This is a genomic window from uncultured Campylobacter sp., assembly GCF_938015785.1.
Lineage (GTDB): Bacteria > Campylobacterota > Campylobacteria > Campylobacterales > Campylobacteraceae > Campylobacter_B.
In genome coordinates this window covers 49,157-67,006 of record NZ_CALLWC010000032.1, presented here as the reverse complement: position 1 = coordinate 67,006, position 17,850 = coordinate 49,157, and the positions used below count along the sequence as shown (strand labels likewise).

The following is a 17,850-nucleotide window of genomic DNA, read 5'->3' as shown; positions in this document are numbered from 1 at the left end:
ATGATGCTGCGCAGGATGGCGTGAGCGTGGGGCTTGCTGCTAGTTTCGAAGAGAGCGAAAATGCGAGGAGCGAAAATTTTATGCCGCAAAGCTCTGCGCCTGCGAATTCTGCCAAAGGGCAAAGCTTCATTCCTGCATCGCGAAATTTTATTTCCGCGCAAAGCTCTGCGCTCGTGAGGGATTCCACATTTGAGGCGCAAAATTCTAATTTTACGGCGCAAACGGAGAATTTTGCAGCTGAAAATTCGTTTGTAGCAGAGCAGGACGCGGACTTACGAAGTAAAAATTCTACGGCACAAAGCTTTGCATCAAAAAATTCTACTTTCGCAAATTCTGCGCTTGATATAAAGTGCGCAAATGATTGTGGGCCTCAAGGCTCCGAGTTTTCCAAGGGGCAAAGCGCTAATTTCGCTGGCCGCCGCGCCGCAAATTTTGCCTTAGAAAATGCCTTGGAATTCGCGCCTCAAGATGAGAATTTCGTTGGTGAGAATTCCGCGTTTTTGGCAAAAGGGCAAAATTACGCGCTAAAAAATTCCGATGGGCAAAATTTAGAGCAGAAAATATCCGCACAAGAGTGGCGCCCTTCGAATTTGCCGCCGCAAGCGGGAAATAAATTTGCGCCCGAATTTGAGCAATCCGCGCAGTCTGCGTTAACGGGTGAGAATTCTACGTTTGCTTCTTCTATGGCGGAGGGGGCGCTTGGTGATGAGCCCGCGTCTGCTGCTTTTGGGAGCGAATCAACTTTTGCGGCTAAGCCCGTAAATTTCTATGGCAAGCCTGCGCGCAAAGCGCCTACGAAAGAGCGCGCGAGCCTTCGAGAGCGTTCCAAGACTCTGCCTATTGCAAGCGCTTCGCGTCCTATCTCGCTACCGCAAGCGCCTAGAGCTAGGCTCATCGAGCTTAAGCCGCGCTTTATAGGCATCGAGCATAGGATTAAAATTTCGTTTTTGAAAAAGAGCGCGAGCGAGCCCGGCGAAGGGGTTTTGGCGCGCGTTCGTATTCCGCTTTTGATGGAGAATTTCGGTCTTAATGATATTTTGTCGTCCACGGCGAGCTACCAAATGGCGAAAAAGATGGTGCGCACGATCGCTGATCTTTACATCGCCAAGGACCTGCGCGGCGTGCGCATAGGCGTGCCGGTGCGCCTTGAAATGGGCTTTAAAAGCGGTATCTCCGACGTCAGCAACCACGCCTTTATTTTCAAGCTCATCGAGGACAGCCTCGTCAAAAACGGCGTCATCGACGATGATAACGCAGATATCGTGCGCGAGATCAAACTCTTTAAGCAAGACGTTTTCGACGGGGTTTTAGTAAACATCGTACGGTTTGAGTAGAGACTTTGCGGCGCCTTGCGTAAATTTTAAAAAATTCGCGTTACCGCATGAAATTTCGCCGTTTTCGAGCTTTAGCTCGCACCGCAAAAAGCGCTTTTTAAAATTTTTTTGATCAAACCAGTAAAAATTTGAAAGGATTGAGATGCAAAAAGCCTTTTTTAATTCGCCCATTGGAATGCTTGAAATTTGGGATAACGAGATCGGGATCTGCAGTATCGACTGGGTCAAAAGCTCTGTCTGCGGGCCCAATGATGAGATCTTTAAAAAACACGACGCAGGGCTTATCGGCTTTGTGCGTGCCGCGGACGATAGAGGACGCGATTTAAAGCTTGGCGATTTAAGAAAGAATTTGACTCTTTGCACCGACGAGCTTAGCGCCTATTTTAGGGGCGAGCTTGAGAGCTTTAGCGTTAAACTTAGCCAAAATGGCACGCAGTTTCAAAAGTCCGTGTGGAGCGCGCTTTTAGATATCCCCTACGGCGAGGTCGTAACATACGGCGAGCTAGCCGCGGCTATCGGCAGACCGCGCGCAAGCCGAGCAGTAGGCAGCGCAAATGGCAAAAACAAGATCCCAATCATCGTGCCGTGCCACCGCGTCGTAGCTGCAGGCGGGCTCGGCGGATACAGCGGCACCGGCGGCGTAGCGACCAAAGCGTGGCTACTAAACTTTGAAAGAGAAAGCTTAGCCAAATTTGGCAAGTAAAATTCCGTTAATTCCGCCTTGCCGCTCAGGCGTTTATTTTAAAATTTTATCGCGCGGCGCTGCGAAATTTCATAAAGCGATTTTGTAAATTTCTAGTTTTGCGGCGACCAAGGTAGTTAAAATTTTGAAAGAAGCGAAGCCTGCTAAGCCGGCTTGAAGTCTTAATTTGGAATTTATCGCGCCGCAGACGCTTGCTATGAGTGGTTGAAATTTTTCGCAGCGGTAAAATTTAGCCTCACGAAATTCTACGCTGAAGTCCTTCGATAAATTTTATCCTGCGTGCATTTAGTGCGGCAGCGCGTAAAGCAGCAAAATTTTGCCGATCCTTTTGTGCAGATAGGCAAGGATAGCAAGTTTTGAGGCGGAATTTTGCAGAGGTTAAAATTCTGTGCCGCTACGCCGTATGGGTAAAATTCCACGCCGCCGTATCAAAGCAAAGTAAAATTCTTAAATCGCGCTTGTCAGGCAGGGTTAAAATCTGCGCAGAAGCGGTAAGCGGGGCGGAATTATCTCAGCGGCAACGTGACCAAGTAAAATTTTATAAATCCGCGAAGCAGGCGGTATCCCAGCAGAAATGGCATTGTCCTAGCCAAGCTTCTTGCGTAAGCAGCGGGCGCGTCAAAGATAAAATTTTTCACGGAGACGGCAAAGTACAGCAGTATGCTGCTAGAGACACCTGACGAAGATGAAATTTTGCGCGAAGAGAGCGAGATGAATTTTGCGCAAAGACCGCGCTATTTGCTGAAATTCGCGCAAAAGCAGTATTCTTTTAAAAAATTCCTAGCAGCGGTAGCATTCGTCGGCGAAGCTCGCCTTTGAGGCGGTGGCGTTTTGCTAAGGCTTCTTGCGAAATTGATGTTACATAGCAAAGTAATTGTAAAAGCGGCGAGCGTGCTGTAGATAAAATTCTTAGCAAAAGCGGCGTAGCAGGGCAAAATTTCTACGTAAGACGCGAGGCAAAGATAAAATTTGCCAAGCAGCTACGAGCGAAAACCCTGGCAAATTCAGCAAAGTTTGGTAGAACGCAGAATTTTTATCAAATCTACGTAGCTTTGCCAAATCCCTAAATTAGTCGAAATTTTCTATCAGATCGCTAAAAATTTTAGCTAAATTTTCGACGTCGCTAATCTCTACTCGTTCGTTGATCTGATGGATCGTGTCGTTTCGCACGCCAAACTCCGCCGTCTCCACGCCAAACTCCGCGAAGTATCTCGCATCGCTCGTGCCGCCTGCGGTGTTTGGCTCGGCTACTGCGCCGCAGATCTTCTGCACGCTAGCGCTTAGTTTTTGCACGATTTTGGAGTTTCGCTGAGTTAAAAAAGGCTTTGAGGAGCTTTTTAACGCAAGGTGTAGCGACGCGCCTGCTCGCAGTTGCGCGGTGCAGCTCATTTCTAGCTTGCCGCAGGATTCGCTTTCGTTGCATAGCGCGTCTTTAGCGTCCAGTTCAAATAATCTCAGTACGTAGTCTCGCACGTCTTTTAGCCCCAGCCCTACGCCGCCGCGGACGTTAAACATCACGCGCACGTCCTTAGGTGTTACGTTTACTACCTGCGAACCGCCGCGAATGTCGGTGATGACTATCTTGGCTGGAGCGAAATCCTCGCTACCTGCGTCCAGATCATGCCCCGCAAGACTTGCAAGCACCGGCGCTAAAATGTGGACAGGATTGATGCATTTATCTGGGTAGGCTGCGTGCCCGCCGATACCCGTGAGTGTGAGGATGCCGTTAATCGAGCCGCGACGGCCGATCTTAATGGTATCACCGAAGCGCACTTCGCATGTAGGCTCCGCAACGACTGCGAAGTCGGGTAGGGCACCTTGCTTGCGCAATTTAGAAAGCATTTCACGCGTGCCGTAGATGCCGTCGCCCTCCTCATCGCTGGTTAGCAGCAGGCTCAGCGTGCCCTTAAAATCGCGTGCCGCCGCTAGCGCGCAGATTGCCGCTGCGATGCCGCTTTTCATATCCTGCGCGCCGCGCCCGTATAAAAAGCCCTCCGTTTCCACCGGCTTAAACGGATCGCTCGCCCAGCCCTCGCCTGGCGGCACGACGTCGATGTGCCCGGCAAAGCATAGATGCGGACCCTGTCCGAAGCGCTTGGTAAAAATCGCGTTAGTTACGCCGTTTAGCTCGAATCTATCCTCGCTAAAGTCTGCCAGCAGCATCGAGACGTAGTTGAAAGCCCCGTCGTCGCTAGGTGTGAGCGAGCGGAATTTGATGAGCTCTTTTAGAATTTCAATCGGTTTCATAAGCCATCCTTTGGTTTAAATTTTAGCGAAAATTATAGCGTATAGAAGCTTTAGTGCAAAAAATACCAAAATAAACGCCGAGATATATGCAAATGCCCGCACTACAATGTTTGGAAGCTTGCTACGAGCTAGATATATCGCAAGTGGAAAAAGCGTGATCCAAGCTAAGATTCCACTTACAAGCCCCGCAAGGACAAGCGCGAAATCTGCTCGTGCGGTGCCGGCAGAGACGCTGAGCCAAAACATAATGACGTATGGATTTAGTAAATTTATCAAAAAGCCTTTGCCGTAAAGCGCCGCGCCCGAGCAAGCCTCGACGCTTACAGGCTGCACCGAGCGAGTCGCGCCATGCCAGATTTTATACGCCGTGTAGAGTAAAAAACATGCGCCAAATACCGATATGCAGGTAAAAACGATCGGAATTTTGGCTAACTGCGATATCCCGAATGCCGAGAGCGCCAGATAGAGCATATCCGCGCTCATGGCGCCGAGGCCCAGGCACAGCGCCTTGGTGTAGCTTCGCAGTGCGTAGGACATTATCAGCACGTTTACCGGACCGATCGGCACGCTAACGCCCAGACCCATCAAAACCCCTTGTACGAACGATTGCATCCTTTTGCTTGTACTCCCCAAACTGCTCTAAAATTTCGGCACGTGGCGCTGCGAAAAAAGCTATGGGCGCGGCTTTGCGAATAGATCGATGACGCACAGCTTCGCGAATGGATCAATCCTAAAATTCCGCGCGACCGCCGATCGGTTTTTAAATTTAACGCAATCGCCGCCATACGCGTCTTAGTTTTAAAATTTTAACACGAGCGGTTGCATACGCTTCGGCTTTGAAATTTTAACGAGCGCTTCACATACACGCTCAGTCGCAAAATTTCAATATGAGCATTATGTGCTTGAAATTTATACGAGCATTCGTGCGGCGGACCCGCTCACTAGACTTCAAATTTAGTTTTTAAATTTTAACGCATAGATCGTAGTTTAAATTTGCACTTTAAATTTTGCGGCTAGAATTTTGCGAGGCAAAATCCGCCGTCCCGCCGCGTCGCTAAATTTGCGAGCCAAATTTCGCAAAGCAAAATTTAAACCGGCAAAAGATTGGCGACGAACGGCGGCTCGTTCAAGTCGATAGGTCTTAGTCGCGTAAATTTTAAGATCGCGGCGGTAAAATTTAGCCCACCGAAATTTCGCTTTATGAAATTTCGCGTGTCTGTGCTCATAAACGGCTCATGATCGCAGATAAAATTTTGCGAAGCGAAATTTCGCTTCGCAAAATTTAATCCGTAAATTTTAAAATCCAGCCGCAGCGTCTGAAATTTAATCGGACGCCCGTTTTAAATTTGGCCGCGCGCCCGTAATTTGGCTACGCCCTCATTTTAAATTTTATCGGCCGCCGCAAAACCTGGCCCGCAAAACAGATGCGCCGCAGAGTAGACCCGACCGCAACGCTAAATCGCACCGTAAATTTTATCGTTTCGTAGTGGGACAAATTCCGTGCTGCAAAGTAAGAACCTGCGTGCCGCCGGATCAAATTCGCATCGCATAGCAAATTCCGAGCGAATTCCGCGCCGCAGCTTGGTTTACAGAGATCTTGCGCGCAAAGCCCGCTTCATAAAAATTACGCGCCCGCAAGAGGAAGGCGACAGGGTGCATTTATGCCAAAGTCCGTCAAAAATCCCCATCACGACGCAAAAGTACGTTTTAAAACGAAAAATCCCCCGTCGCGCCGTGCGACATGCTCTCATAGACCGCCTTGACATATTTGTCGCGCACTGCGCAATCCAGCAGCTTCTCGCACTCTAGGCAGCTGGTGAGGTTGTGCTCCGCCTGGCACGCTTGTAGCGCGGCTAAGCTTTTATCCAAAATTTCGTCGTAAACGTCGCGCGGCGCGACGACCTCGGTATCCGCCATCAGTTTTTACCGCCGTAAATTTCATGCATCTTCGCGATCTCGTATTTCGAGCCGAAAAAGCAAGGGCTGCTTTGGTGGATTTTTTCAATCTTTAGCTGCAAAAGCGAGCCGTTTTCGCCGTCGCTGGTGGCGCCTCCGGCGCGCTCGAAGATGAACGCAAACGGCAGTACTTCGAAGGTTACGCGAAGCTTGCCGCGCGGATGATCACTGGTAGCGGGGTAACTGAAAAGTCCGCCGCCTTTTAATAAAATTTGATGCAGGTCGCTTACCATCGCGCCGCTGTATCGCAGGCGGTAGCCCTCGTCAAACAGCGCCCGCACGAGCTTTCGGTGCGGCTCGCTCCAGCCCTTTTGCGTCGCACCCGTGGCGTTTAGTTTGCCTTTTTGCTGTAGGCGCAGATCTTTTACGAAGCTAAATTTGCCCTCGCGATTTAGGCGATAAAGCTTCGGCGCGTCCTCGCAAACGACCATCTCAAGGCGCGGCCCGTAGATGCAATAGATCGCCGCCTTTAAGTTTGCGGGCGAAATTTCATCCTCATAGATGCCAAATATCGAGCCCACGGCAAAATTTACGTCCACCAAGCTTGAGCCGTCGAGCGGATCGTAGGCGATGATTAGGCGCGCGTCCTCTCGCAGCGTTAAAATTTCATCTTTCTCCTCGCTGATTAGAGCGCGTACGAGCGGATTTTTGCGAAATTCCGCTTCGATTATGGCGTCGCTTTTTACGTCGAGTTTGAGCTGCGTATCGCCCGTGCTGTTGTGATGATCTGTGTAGCCGAAGTCCGCGTATTTCAGCTCCTCAGCGATTTGTAGCGCGATATTTTGGATTGATTTTACGATCTCTTGCATTCTGTTTCCTTTACATTTTTTTGGCGTTTTTTAAGATCCATTCGCTAATGCCCGCAGCGTCGTTAACGTCGAAATTTACGCGACAAAACTTATCCATCTGCTCGCCGCTTAAATTTGAAGCGATCGCGTCCGAAAATGGCAGATACGCCGGATCGATCTTGTCGCGAAACAGGCTTATGCGCGGCAGCGGCAGCGTCTTTAACCCCTCTACGAGCAAGATATCAAACTCGCCTAGCATCCGCACGACCTCGTCAATCTGCATACAGCGCTGCGAAAAATAGCTCGTCCGCGTCGGGCTCATCACGACGGTTTCGGCGCCGAGCTCGCTAAATTTTGCGCTGTCCTTGCCCTCTACGTCGAAGTGCGCCTTATCGCCCGGATCGTGTTTTACGATCGCGATCCGCAGTTCGCTAGCGATAAAAATTTTAGCGATCTTGCAAATTAGCGTCGTTTTGCCGCTGTTGGAAGGGCCTGAAAATGCGATAACAAGTCTTTTCATTTTTAAAATCCGGCTTTTTAAGATGAGCAGATTGTAGCGAATTTAGCCTTTTAAAAAGCAAAATTCGTTAGAATGCGCCTAAAATTTCAAAGGAAAGATCGATGAAGAAATTTGATTTTAGTGGCGCGCTAAACGGCCTGCTAAAGGGCGCGCTCCTAGCCGCGCTAGCGCTATTTTTAAACTCCTGCTCCGCAAACGATCCCCGTCATGATCCGCTTAAAAACGAGTTTTCGGCCTACACGCAAAAATTTGAATCGGTGCGCGCGGGCGATCGCTATTTGGCAGTGGCGACCTATCTAAATCCCGTCGCGCCCGAGCTTAGAAACGCCGCGGAGGACGAAGTGTTTTTGCTCACCTCCTATCCTAAAGAGGTGCAGATCCTCGCGGTGCAGATCAACGGCGTAAACGCAAACGTAACGTCGTTGCACGACGGAGATCCGCTTTTGCAAAAGGAGCTCTTTAAGATTGCTTGGGCGAGCCGCTACAAGATCACCGCGCCTAAGAGCGATAAGGACGAGCTGGTGCTTAGCTACCGCACCTCAAATGGTCTGGATGCCACGATGAAATTTCGTAAAATTTCAAAGTCGCTGTATTGGCAGCCGCAGATCGATCTGAAAGATTAAAGGAGAGAGGGTGGGCTACGACATAAGCTACCATGCGATCGGCAAAGATGAAATTTCGCAGTGGTATTTTAAGCCGCTAAAGCTCGCGCAGAGGGGAGATTTTGAAAGTATCGCCCAAATCGCGCGCGAAGCGGGGGTGGATGAATTTTATGTAGAAAAATATGCGGATGGCTTCCGCTCGGCGCTGCAGTACGGCACGCAGGGGATTTTTAATAAAACGCACGGATTTCATATAGCCGTGGCGCAGGGCTATTTTAGAGAGTATTTTTACACGCGCGGCACGGCGTTTAGCTTTTTGGCGGAGCAAAGCTCTAAATTTAAAACCTACATAAGCGATTGGCGCGAGGTTTTGCCGAAGGAATTTTTAGCGGAATTTAGCGGGCAAATTCACAACGAGATCATCGAAAACTACTGCTGCGGCGCGTATCTAAATGCCGATGGCGTGCAGAAGCTGCTGCGCGATTATGAAGTGGACGGCGAGATAAAAGAGGCGATAGATGAGTTTTATGCGCAGAATTTGCCCGTGTTTTTAAAGGCGCTAAATTCTGCCGCAGAGCTTGAAGTAGGGCTGCTTGAGGCTACCGAGGTGGTTGAGCCCAATCCGATCGATCTGAATAGGTCCGAGTCATTTTCAAATCTTTTTAATTGCGATCCGCAGGGCGCGCTGATCTACGCGGAAATCGCAGCGCAGCAGATCGGCGAAGCGATAGAGCGAGATAAGGTAGGCGGAGGCGGTACTGCGGGCGGAGAGAATTCTGCCTCGCGCGGCGCCAATGCAACGAGCGGCGGCAGTGTGATGGAAGCGGATGGCGGCACAACGAAAGCAAGCGGCGAGAATTCTGTCCCATGCAGCGGCGATATGATAAAAGGCAGCAGTGAGAATTCCGCCGCGGAAGATCATGAAGACGAAACCTCCGCAGGCGGCGAGAAGTCGCTTTTCGGCAAGATCAAAGGGCTTTTCAAATAGCAAATTTAATCGCTAAATTTTATTCCGCCGAAGCTCGTGCGGAGTTAAGGTTGTAAAATTAAATCATCTTGCGCTCGCGAGCTCCGTGCAGTTAAATTCGCTAAAACGGCGCGGTCGGCAAGCGCAAATTTAAAATTTAAAACTTGCCGAAATTTTAAAACGGCGGCTTGCATATCTGAAGTTACGAAATTTTAAAGCATCGCAAACAAGCAAACAAGCTGCAAAGCGGCTAAATTTAAACTTGTCGCAGCCTTTGCGGCGGATAAGCTGCGGATAGTTTATCTGTTTAAATTCCATAGCCGAAAACGCCTGATTTTGATTTCACGCTACTTAAAATTTTACGCTCGGGCGTTAATTTAATCGCTCACAAAACGCTGCGACAAAATTTAAATAAATTTTTATATTTTAAAGCTCGTCGCCCCAGAAATAAAGCTCAAAAAAAAGCAAGCGCAAAGATAAAAAAGACTATCAGCGCTGCGCCGCCCGCTCGGGTGTAGCTATCGTCTCCTACGCCGAATTGCACGCAATACGCAAGCGCCATAAAAAACAAACAAGCCGCTAAATTTGCGGAGCGCTTCTTTTCGTCTTTCAATAACGATACGCACAAAAAGGCGGCTACTATGAGAACTGCGGTCGCGATAATTTGCATGGCGTGCCGCCTTTCATGCAGGGTGGGAAAGAGCCCTTATTTGGCGTTAAAAGATGAAATTTCGCCGTTTTGATCTGCTCGTCTAAGCTCTTAGCGGGCAAATTTCGCGCTTTTGAGGCGGCGGCTTTTAAAATTTCTCGCTCGCCGCCTCTTAAAATCATCCTTCAAGCCCGCTGCTGGCTTAGCGGAAGCTGTCGCTTCTGCTCGGTATCAGCAGATCTTGTAGCTCCTGTTGCACCGAGACTTTCGCGCGCGGATCGAGGATCTGCGAGTAGATGATAAAATTTGCGAGTACCTTTTTGCCGTAGTCCCTGCTCTCGGCATACGGCACGAGCTCCATGCTAAGCCACGGCTCGAATTTGCCCTTATTAAACATATCGCCGCGCTGAAGCATCTTTTTGACGAGCCCGAGCCCGCCGTTGTAAGCGTATGCGATGAAAACCGGGCTGTAAATTTTACGCTCCAGCCAGTCGATGTGGATGTTGGCGAAGCGGTAAGCGACTTCCGGGCGGAACATATCGTCTTGATCGAAGCCGTCGATTTTGAGTTGCTTTTTGCCGATCTCATTAGCCAAAAACGGCATAAATTGCATCATTCCGAGTGCGTACGAGGTAGAAACCGATGCGGGCACGAAGCGGCTCTCTTGGCGCGCAAGCGCTAAAATTAGCGCCTTGCGGCGGTTGTCGCCATCGCCGATATATTCCATAAACGGCGTTGGATAGAAGTTGTCCTTACCGCCGCTTGCTTTATTCATGATGTATGAGTACTCGCCGATGCTTTGCTTGGTGTCGAATTTTTTGGCAAATTCCAAAAGCTGCGGGCGCGACATCCGATCAGCGCTATTTTTTGTGCGAACCCAAGCGAAAGGATCGGTAATATCGTAGCCTTCGATGGAATTTTTAGCAGGATTTGGGATGATTATGTTTAAATTCCTATCCCCTAAGACCTCTTTGGCGTACAGCGCGTAGAGGCTGTAATAATCGCTGCTAGCAAGCTGGCGCAAGACATTTTGATCTCCATTTAGCAGGTAGATCCAAAATTTCGCATTGTGTACATCGTGAGGCTTCTCAAAGCTCGCTGCTGCGCGGCTAAAAAACGCAAGCGCCGCCCCTTCATCATTCTGCATGACGGCATTTACGCCCAGCATAAACGCTACGTCTTTCTCCACGGCCAGCGGATCGACGCCCGTGAGCGAGCGGCGCAAGTGCGGGTATTTGCGGTTGATTAGCGCGTCGTTGAGAACCGCTTTGAAGCCTTTTTGCGAAGCCAGTTCGCTTACGAAGGCTGCGTCGGCGTCGATATCGATCAGAGCGTCTTTGCCCGCACCTTTTAAGTAGTCGTAATATAAAAAGTAGTTTTGCGCGTTGCGGCTCTGCATAAAATACTCGCTCGGATTTTCGTCGTTAAATCCGCGCAGTAAATTTACGGCGTTTCGCGAAGCCGCGTCTTGGTGACTCTCTAGTTGCGAAGCGAGTGTCTCGCGCACGGACGGGCTTAGCTTGGCGATAAAATTTGGATATGAGCGCGCCTTTTTGCATGTTAAATTTGCATCTAAAATATTTGCCGCCGTTACTCCTGCGCAGCGATCCGGACGCTTAGGAGGGCGAATGGCGCCGAAAATTCTATCTAGCTTCTCTTTTAGTTTGCCCTTGTAGCGAAAGATGCTTTGTTTTAAAGCTCTAATCTCCGCTTTGTTGTATTTCGTCTCATCGATCAAGCGATAGATGTAATAGTCCTTGGCTAGGGATTTTGGCTCGTTTTTGATCTCCTCGTAGCTTAAAATTTTACCGCTACTTGCGGCGCACAGCAGTCCCAAAACAAGGCTAAATTTCAGAAATATTTTCAAATGACCGTCCTATTGATGATATAGATTATCGCGCTGTCAAAGAAGTTAAGCACGAGTAGGATGAGAAGCGGCGAAAGATCAAAGCCGCCGAAAGTCGTAGGCAGATAGCGGCGCACCAGCGCGAACGCGGGCTCCGTAAGCGCAGAGATCACGCGGATGATTTTATAAAATTTACCGAACGGATTTGGACGGATGAAACTCAAAACGCAGGCGACGAAAATTAGCATCATATAAGCTTGAATCACGTAGTGAATACTCACTAAAATGCCGTAAAATACGCTATTTAGTAGCATCGAGTATCTCCTTTAAATCGGCGCGGATCAGCGGATACAGCTCGCTAAGCTCCGGTCCGTGAGGTGCGCCGGTCAGTAAAAACCTAAGTGGCATAAACAGGCTCTTGCCTTTTAAATTTGTAGCCTGCGAAAGCGCCGCTTTGAAATCATTAAATTCCATTGGAGCGCCGTTTGAGCTTAATAAATTTAAGATCGCCTCTCGCAGCGCCTGCGCCTGCGCCGCCCACTCCTGCGGGATATCTTTCGCGCCGTAGATCGCTGCGATCTTTTCTTTAATTTGCGGGATAAGGCTCGCTTCTTGAGTGTAAAATTTTATCAAAGGCGCAAATCTGGACTCAAGCTCAAAAAGCTCCGCTAGGCGCTGCTCGCTCGCTCTTTTGATATGCTCGCGGTTTATAAAGGCGAGTTTGTCCTCGTCAAATTTAGCCGGGCTTTTTGAAATTTTAGCGATGTCGAAAAACTCCACCGCCTCATCCATACTAAAGACCTCGCGCGGCGTTTTGTTGCCCAGCAGGATCAGATAGTTTGCGATCGCCTCGGGCAGGTAGCCGCTTTGAAGCAGCCATTTTACCGAGGAGCTATCCTCGCGCTTGCTCATCTTTTTGCCTTCGGAATTTAATATGATTGGCAGGTGGGCGTATTTGATCTCGCCGTCGTAGCCGAGGCTTTGGCGGATCCAGTTTTGCTTCGGGGTGTTTGAGACGTGATCCTCGCCGCGGATTACGAAGCTCACGCCCTGCATCATATCGTCGCAGGCGCAGGCGAAGTTATAAGTTGGCGTCTTGTCCGCGCGCATGATGACGAAGCTGTCGATATTCTGCGGCTCAAATGCGATACGGCCCTTGATCGCGTCGGTAAATTCCAGCGCGTGATCAGGTTTTTTGAGGCGGATGGTAAAAGGCTTTTCGCAGCCAAGCACCTCTTCGTCGCTTAAATGCTCGCAGTGCCCGTCGTAGCGATACGCCTCGCCCGCGTCCTTTGCGGCTTGCTTTTTCGCTTCCAGTTCCTCCTCGCTGCAAAAACAGCAAAACGCCTTTTTCTCGGAGAGTAGCTTAGCAGCGAACTGCTGATGAAATTTTAAATTTTTATTTTGATAATACAGGCTCTGCCACGAGATGCCGAAGCGCTTTAAAATTTCAATAATCTCTTGATCTTTGCCTTCGATATTGCGCGCAGTGTCGGTATCCTCGATGCGCAAAATAAAGCCGCTTTTATCTTGCAGCGAGCAGATGTAGTTAAAGATAGCCGCGCGTAAATTTCCGATATGCATATCGCCGGTGGGCGACGGAGCGAAGCGATACAATTTAGGTCCTTTGGGTTTAAATTTAAGCTGGGATTATACTTTTTACTTCCTAATAAAAAGCAAAAACAAAGCAAAAATAGGCTAATATCGGCGCATTTTATTTAAGGAGACAATATGAGTTTCATTCAGGAATTCAAAGAATTCGCGATGAAAGGCAACGTCATCGATATGGCGGTGGGCGTCGTCATCGGCGGGGCTTTCGGTAAGATCGTAACCTCGCTCGTAAGCGACATCATGATGCCGGTTTTAGGACTTCTTACGGGAGGCATGAATTTTACCGATCTTAAGATCGTGCTAAAAGAAGCGGTGGGGCAGACCCCGGCCGTTACGATAAACTACGGCTCGTTTATCCAAGTAACGGTCGATTTTATAATCATCGCATTTTGTATATTCTGCGCGATCAAGGCGATCAATAAGCTTAAAAAACCTGCTCCTGCGCCGGAACCTGCCGCACCTGCGGAGCCTAGCGAAGAGATTAAACTTCTTACCGAGATAAGAGACCTGCTTAAAAAATAGGTCGCGGCGATGCTTGAGAGAATCCCTTATTTTAAAGCTCTAAGCGCAGCGCAAATCGATCGTTTGGAGCAGATTAGCATCCATAAAAGCTACAAAAAGGGCGAAATTTTATTTTTCGAGGGCGAGCGCTCGCAGTATCTATTAATCCTGCTAAAAGGAATTTTAAAAATCTATAAAACCTCCGCAAAGGGGCGTGAGATCCATATGCGCGAGATACGCCCCATCTCGCTCGTGGCGGAGATGGTAAATTTCGAAGAGACGAGCTATCCTGCAAGCGGCGTGTTTTCGACAAACGGCGAGGTGCTAAAGATCGATTATGAAAAATTTAAAAACGAGTTTATGAGCGATCCTAAAATTTGCCTGGAGCTTTTAAAATCGATGTCTGAGAAGATCCGCGCGCTAAATGCGGTCTTTGATAATCAAGTCGTGCTTAACTGCGACGGCAAAATCGCTAAGTTTATCAACGAAAATTTTGATATTTTTATGAGCACAAAGTACACTAGAATAGCCAAAATTCTAAATGTCACCCCCGAAACATTTTCGCGCACCATCACTAAATTTAAAAAGAGCGGCGCGCTAATTTTAGACGATAAGCAAGAAATCACGGGCTTTGATAAAGATAAGCTGGATGAGTATATCCAAGGCTAGAGTTTGAAAAGCGCCTATATTTTCCCGATTGTCGGCACGGTTTTATTTCTGTTTTTTAATCTTTACGTCTACAGATCGATCAGTGCGCGTTTTGCGCCATATAAAGGCTTCGCTACGTTTCGCCCTGTCTTGAGCTTACTTTGCGTAGCTTTAGCAATTTTAGATGCAATATTTTTTGCGGGTTTTGGGCTTAATGGAAGCTTTAAAAATGAGCTGCTCTATAAAGCTTGCGTATTTTGCATGGCAGCGTCCTTTTCGCTCTTTTTTATCTGCCTTGCTTACGATGTGCTAAGCGCCGCCGCGCATGTGGTTAAATTTAGCGAAAACAGACGAAAATTTTTAAAAACTTTTATCGATGTAACCTTTGTAATAATGGCGTTTAGCTATATTTTTAAGGGGCTTTATAATGCACTAAAAATTCCAAAAATCACCGAGCGCGAAATAAAAATCAAAAACTTAGCTCGCGAGCTAAGTTTTGCCGTCATCTCGGACGTGCATCTGGGCGAGTTTTTGAAAAAGGAGTTTTTACAAGGCGTCGTAGCGCAGATAAACTCGCTAAATTATGACGCGCTGCTAATAGTAGGCGATATGTTTGATCTGCGCTCAGATGAGCTCGGGGATATTTTGCAGCCTCTTGAGGCGATCAAAAAGCCTATCTTTTTCGTCGCGGGCAACCACGAATATTACCGCGGCGAAGCAATCGGACTTATCGCGGCGATGCAAAAAGCGGGCGTGCGAGTGCTGCAAAACGAAAGCGTGGAATTTGAAGGGCTAAATTTAATGGGCGTGCACGATCTTAGCGGCTTTCGCTTCGGATACATGCAGCCAGATCTAAGCGCTGCGTTAGCGCAGGCTGATCCCGATAAGCCTAAAATTTTACTCGCTCATCAGCCAAAATACGTCGTGGATTTCGTGCGCGACGAGGTCGATCTGTGTATCTGCGGACACACGCACGCGGGGCAAATTTTTCCGTGGACGCTTTTAGTGCTGCTTAGCCAGAAGTATCTTTACGGGCTGTATAACGACGGGCTGAAGCAAATTTACGTAAGCAGCGGCGTAGGGTTTTGGGGCCCGCCGATAAGGGTCTTTGCGGATGCCGAGATCGCGCTGCTTAAGCTTAGAAAGGCATAGATGAGAAGTTTTATTTCGAGGATTTTCGGAGTTATCGCCGCGGTGAAATTCCCTAAATTTATACAAAATTTTATCAACCGCAAATATGTGGAATTTTTTAAAATCGATATGAGCGAATTTGATCCGCCGCAAAGCTACGCGAGCCTAAACGCGCTTTTTACTCGCCGCTTGCTGAGTCCGCGCGAGATAGCGGCAGATGAGACGGCTTTTATAAGCCCTAGCGACGGCGTGATCTTTGAGAGCGGGACCTGCGCCGATATGCGAGCTTTTAGCGTGAAGGGCTGCGAATATAGCCTTAGCGAGCTGCTTGGTCGCACTTTTACGGCAAGCGAAAGCGGCGGAGCGGTTAAAAATTTAGATGACGGGGCGGTTGCTACGAACGGGAGCGGCGAGGTTGGAACCGGATGCACAAAAGATGCCGGCGCAGGGATGAAATTTCGCGCCGCGCAAGCAAAAATTAGAAGCGATGAAAGCGGCGCAACTTATGCTACAAGCGGCGTGCAGGCTGAAATTTATAGCAATGAAAACGGCGCGAGCCGCGAAACGAGCGCAGAGGACGCCCGAGGCGGCGTAAATACAAAGGGCGTAAATTTAAGCTACGCAAACATCTATCTAAGCCCGCGCGATTATCATCATTATCATGCGCCGTGCGATCTGAGCGTGCTGCAGGCGCTTTATATCCCTGCCGATCTCTACAGCGTGGCGAAGAAATTTTTACTTAAAATTCCAAACCTCTACGCTAAAAATGAGCGAGTGATTTTAAAGTGCAAGATACGTAACGGCGGGATTTTATGGATGGTTTTCGTGGGTGCTTTAAACGTCGGCAAGATGAGATTTGATTTCGATGCACGAATACAGACGAATGCATGCGCAAGTAGATCTGAGGCGCTTTACGAATATGAAAATTTAAACTTTAAAAAGGGCGATCATTTGGGAAATTTTGAGCTGGGTTCGACGATCGTGCTCGTAGCGCAAAGCGAGTTTTTAAAATTTGAAACCCCGACTGATACGTCCGTGAAATTCGGACAAAAAATCGCAGAATTTAATGAAATTTCATAAAATTCCATTTAAAATGCAGGATTTTTTCTTCAACTAAAATTAATTTTATTTAAATTTGGCTATAATCATCCCACTTTAAATCAAAGGATTTAACATGAAAAATTTAAAAGCTTTTACGATGATAGAGCTTGTTTTCGTCATCGTCGTTTTAGGTATTTTGGCGGGCATCGCGGTGCCTAGATTAGCTGCTACGCGCGATGATGCTACGATCGCTAAGATGCGCGGAGACATCGCTGCCATTAGAAGCGGACTTTCGCTAGTTAGAAGCGAGAATATGATGAGGGGCGTGACTACGTGGCCTGCTTTGGAGGGTTCAGACAATGCCACTCTTTTTGATGGCGTTTTGCAGCAACCTATCTATCCTATGAGAGATGGCGGTAGAAACGGCTGGACTTTGGTTAGAAATGGCAACGATAATGCTACATCTACATATACGGCTACCGTAGCAGGCAAAAGTACTAACTTTACTTATTATCCAACAAGAGCTAGTATACCTACTTCCGGTGCAAATAAAGATAGAAATGTAGGCTCATTCGACTGCAATCACGCTGATGATCTTTGTCAATCCTTAGCTCAATAGCTAAATGCTCTATTATGAAGTTGCGGTTTTGGGCGCCAGCCTAAAACCGCTTACTTATAGTTCAAATTTTAAAATCTCAGCTTATCAAATCGTATCCGTTACCATAAAATCGAGCGTTAAATCCGCCGTGATCCTGCGCGAGGTTGCAAAACCGACCTTCAAAACCAAGGAAATTTTAGAGATTTCGCAGCTTAAATTTACCTCATTTCAGATCGCACTTGCAAATTTTATCGCGTACTACTATGTCTGCGAAAAGGGCGTTGCATTTGGGATTTTCGAGCCTGCAAGCGAGACTACGCAGGATTTGCGGAATTTGCAGGAGGATCCTACGACCGAGCGGAATTGCGCTTGCGAGCAAATTCCCGTTAGTGAGTTGGTCTCCGCTTGCAAGCAAACTTCTACCCGCGAACAAAATTTTATTTCCAAGCAGGATTCCATCACCACACAAAATTCTACGCTCGACGATGACTTTAGTGCCATACAAAATTCTGCCCCAATCCAGAATTTTGCATTGACGAGGAATTCTACTATCATGGAAAATTCCGTTACCGTTATAAATTCCGTCATCGCGCCGAATTCCGCGCAAAAGCAAAATTTAAAGCAGGCGCAAAATATTATCTCGCAAAATTTAGCGTTAAATTCTACCGCCAATTCTATCCAAGCGTTTGACGACGGGCAAAATTCCGC

General features: G+C 48.1%; 21 protein-coding genes. 11 read left to right on the top strand and 10 right to left on the bottom strand.

Annotation, left to right across the window (positions count from 1 at the left end; genetic code table 11):
- The 4 genes from Q0393_RS04425 to Q0393_RS04410 form a co-directional block, all read left to right on the top strand.
- Positions 1-1,334 (top strand): hypothetical protein (locus Q0393_RS04425; protein WP_298978193.1); only part of this gene is annotated, 1,334 nt, incomplete at its 5' end.
- A 142-nt stretch (positions 1,335-1,476) separates the two neighbouring features.
- Positions 1,477-2,037 carry a methylated-DNA--[protein]-cysteine S-methyltransferase gene (locus tag Q0393_RS04420; protein WP_298978191.1) on the top strand — a complete coding sequence of 187 codons (561 nt, stop codon included), beginning with the start codon at positions 1,477-1,479 and terminating at the stop codon, positions 2,035-2,037.
- A 356-nt stretch (positions 2,038-2,393) separates the two neighbouring features.
- Positions 2,394-2,717, top strand: a complete 324-nt coding sequence (locus tag Q0393_RS04415; protein WP_298978189.1) for a hypothetical protein — start codon at positions 2,394-2,396, stop codon at positions 2,715-2,717.
- The gene (locus Q0393_RS04410; protein ID WP_298978187.1) at positions 2,698-2,856 is read left to right on the top strand and encodes a hypothetical protein; all 159 of its coding nucleotides are present in this window, start codon (positions 2,698-2,700) and stop codon (positions 2,854-2,856) included. The genes Q0393_RS04415 and Q0393_RS04410 overlap by 20 nt, the downstream gene beginning before the upstream one ends.
- A 249-nt stretch (positions 2,857-3,105) precedes the next feature.
- Here Q0393_RS04410 and dapE read toward each other — a convergent pair whose 3' ends face one another.
- The 6 genes from dapE to mobB form a co-directional block, all read right to left on the bottom strand.
- On the bottom strand, positions 3,106-4,284 hold the full coding sequence (gene dapE / locus Q0393_RS04405; RefSeq protein WP_298978185.1) for a succinyl-diaminopimelate desuccinylase: 1,179 nt from the start codon (positions 4,282-4,284) through the stop codon (positions 3,106-3,108).
- A 15-nt stretch (positions 4,285-4,299) separates the two neighbouring features.
- Entirely contained in the window at positions 4,300-4,896 is a 597-nt protein-coding gene (locus Q0393_RS04400) for a LysE family translocator (protein WP_298978183.1), read from the bottom strand.
- A gap of 476 nt (positions 4,897-5,372) precedes the next feature.
- Positions 5,373-5,510 carry a hypothetical protein gene (locus Q0393_RS04395; RefSeq protein ID WP_298978181.1) on the bottom strand — a complete coding sequence of 46 codons (138 nt, stop codon included), beginning with the start codon at positions 5,508-5,510 and terminating at the stop codon, positions 5,373-5,375.
- Positions 5,511-5,991: 481 nt separating this feature from the next.
- Positions 5,992-6,201 (bottom strand): hypothetical protein, encoded by a 210-nt coding sequence (locus Q0393_RS04390; protein WP_298978179.1) that lies wholly within the window; start codon positions 6,199-6,201, stop codon positions 5,992-5,994.
- Positions 6,201-7,049, bottom strand: coding sequence for a class 1 fructose-bisphosphatase (locus Q0393_RS04385; RefSeq protein WP_298978178.1), 849 nt, complete (start codon positions 7,047-7,049; stop codon positions 6,201-6,203). The genes Q0393_RS04390 and Q0393_RS04385 overlap by 1 nt, the downstream gene beginning before the upstream one ends.
- 10 nt (positions 7,050-7,059) lie before the next feature.
- Positions 7,060-7,548, bottom strand: coding sequence for a molybdopterin-guanine dinucleotide biosynthesis protein B (mobB, locus tag Q0393_RS04380; RefSeq protein WP_298978177.1), 489 nt, complete (start codon positions 7,546-7,548; stop codon positions 7,060-7,062).
- 101 nt (positions 7,549-7,649) lie between these two features.
- On the opposite strand from mobB, the gene Q0393_RS04375 reads away from it, so the two are divergent.
- Both Q0393_RS04375 and Q0393_RS04370 read left to right on the top strand, forming a co-directional pair.
- A complete protein-coding gene (locus tag Q0393_RS04375) occupies positions 7,650-8,171 on the top strand; it encodes a hypothetical protein (RefSeq protein WP_298978175.1) in 522 nt (173 codons plus the stop codon).
- Positions 8,172-8,181: 10 nt separating this feature from the next.
- Positions 8,182-9,138 carry a hypothetical protein gene (locus Q0393_RS04370; RefSeq protein WP_298978174.1) on the top strand — a complete coding sequence of 319 codons (957 nt, stop codon included), beginning with the start codon at positions 8,182-8,184 and terminating at the stop codon, positions 9,136-9,138.
- A gap of 433 nt (positions 9,139-9,571) precedes the next feature.
- Here Q0393_RS04370 and Q0393_RS04365 read toward each other — a convergent pair whose 3' ends face one another.
- The 4 genes from Q0393_RS04365 to gltX form a co-directional block, all read right to left on the bottom strand.
- Positions 9,572-9,787 (bottom strand): hypothetical protein, encoded by a 216-nt coding sequence (locus Q0393_RS04365; RefSeq protein WP_298978173.1) that lies wholly within the window; start codon positions 9,785-9,787, stop codon positions 9,572-9,574.
- A gap of 181 nt (positions 9,788-9,968) precedes the next feature.
- A complete protein-coding gene (locus Q0393_RS04360; protein ID WP_298978172.1) occupies positions 9,969-11,633 on the bottom strand; it encodes a lytic transglycosylase domain-containing protein in 1,665 nt (554 codons plus the stop codon).
- Entirely contained in the window at positions 11,630-11,926 is a 297-nt protein-coding gene (locus Q0393_RS04355; RefSeq protein ID WP_298053459.1) for a YggT family protein, read from the bottom strand. The genes Q0393_RS04360 and Q0393_RS04355 overlap by 4 nt, the downstream gene beginning before the upstream one ends.
- Complete coding sequence (gene gltX / locus Q0393_RS04350; RefSeq protein WP_298978170.1) at positions 11,913-13,229, bottom strand: glutamate--tRNA ligase; 1,317 nt, start codon at positions 13,227-13,229, stop codon at positions 11,913-11,915. The genes Q0393_RS04355 and gltX overlap by 14 nt, the downstream gene beginning before the upstream one ends.
- A 114-nt stretch (positions 13,230-13,343) precedes the next feature.
- Here gltX and mscL point away from each other — a divergent pair, with 114 nt between their 5' ends.
- From mscL to Q0393_RS04325, 5 genes are all read left to right on the top strand, one after another.
- Positions 13,344-13,745 carry a large-conductance mechanosensitive channel protein MscL gene (gene mscL, locus Q0393_RS04345; protein WP_005872182.1) on the top strand — a complete coding sequence of 134 codons (402 nt, stop codon included), beginning with the start codon at positions 13,344-13,346 and terminating at the stop codon, positions 13,743-13,745.
- Positions 13,746-13,754: 9 nt separating this feature from the next.
- Positions 13,755-14,393 (top strand): Crp/Fnr family transcriptional regulator, encoded by a 639-nt coding sequence (locus Q0393_RS04340; protein ID WP_297962290.1) that lies wholly within the window; start codon positions 13,755-13,757, stop codon positions 14,391-14,393.
- 3 nt (positions 14,394-14,396) lie between these two features.
- Positions 14,397-15,524 carry a metallophosphoesterase gene (locus Q0393_RS04335; RefSeq protein WP_298978168.1) on the top strand — a complete coding sequence of 376 codons (1,128 nt, stop codon included), beginning with the start codon at positions 14,397-14,399 and terminating at the stop codon, positions 15,522-15,524.
- Positions 15,525-16,583, top strand: a complete 1,059-nt coding sequence (gene asd, locus Q0393_RS04330; RefSeq protein ID WP_298978166.1) for an archaetidylserine decarboxylase — start codon at positions 15,525-15,527, stop codon at positions 16,581-16,583.
- A 94-nt stretch (positions 16,584-16,677) separates the two neighbouring features.
- Positions 16,678-17,163, top strand: a complete 486-nt coding sequence (locus Q0393_RS04325; protein WP_297923772.1) for a prepilin-type N-terminal cleavage/methylation domain-containing protein — start codon at positions 16,678-16,680, stop codon at positions 17,161-17,163.
- Positions 17,164-17,850: the final 687 nt, after the last annotated feature.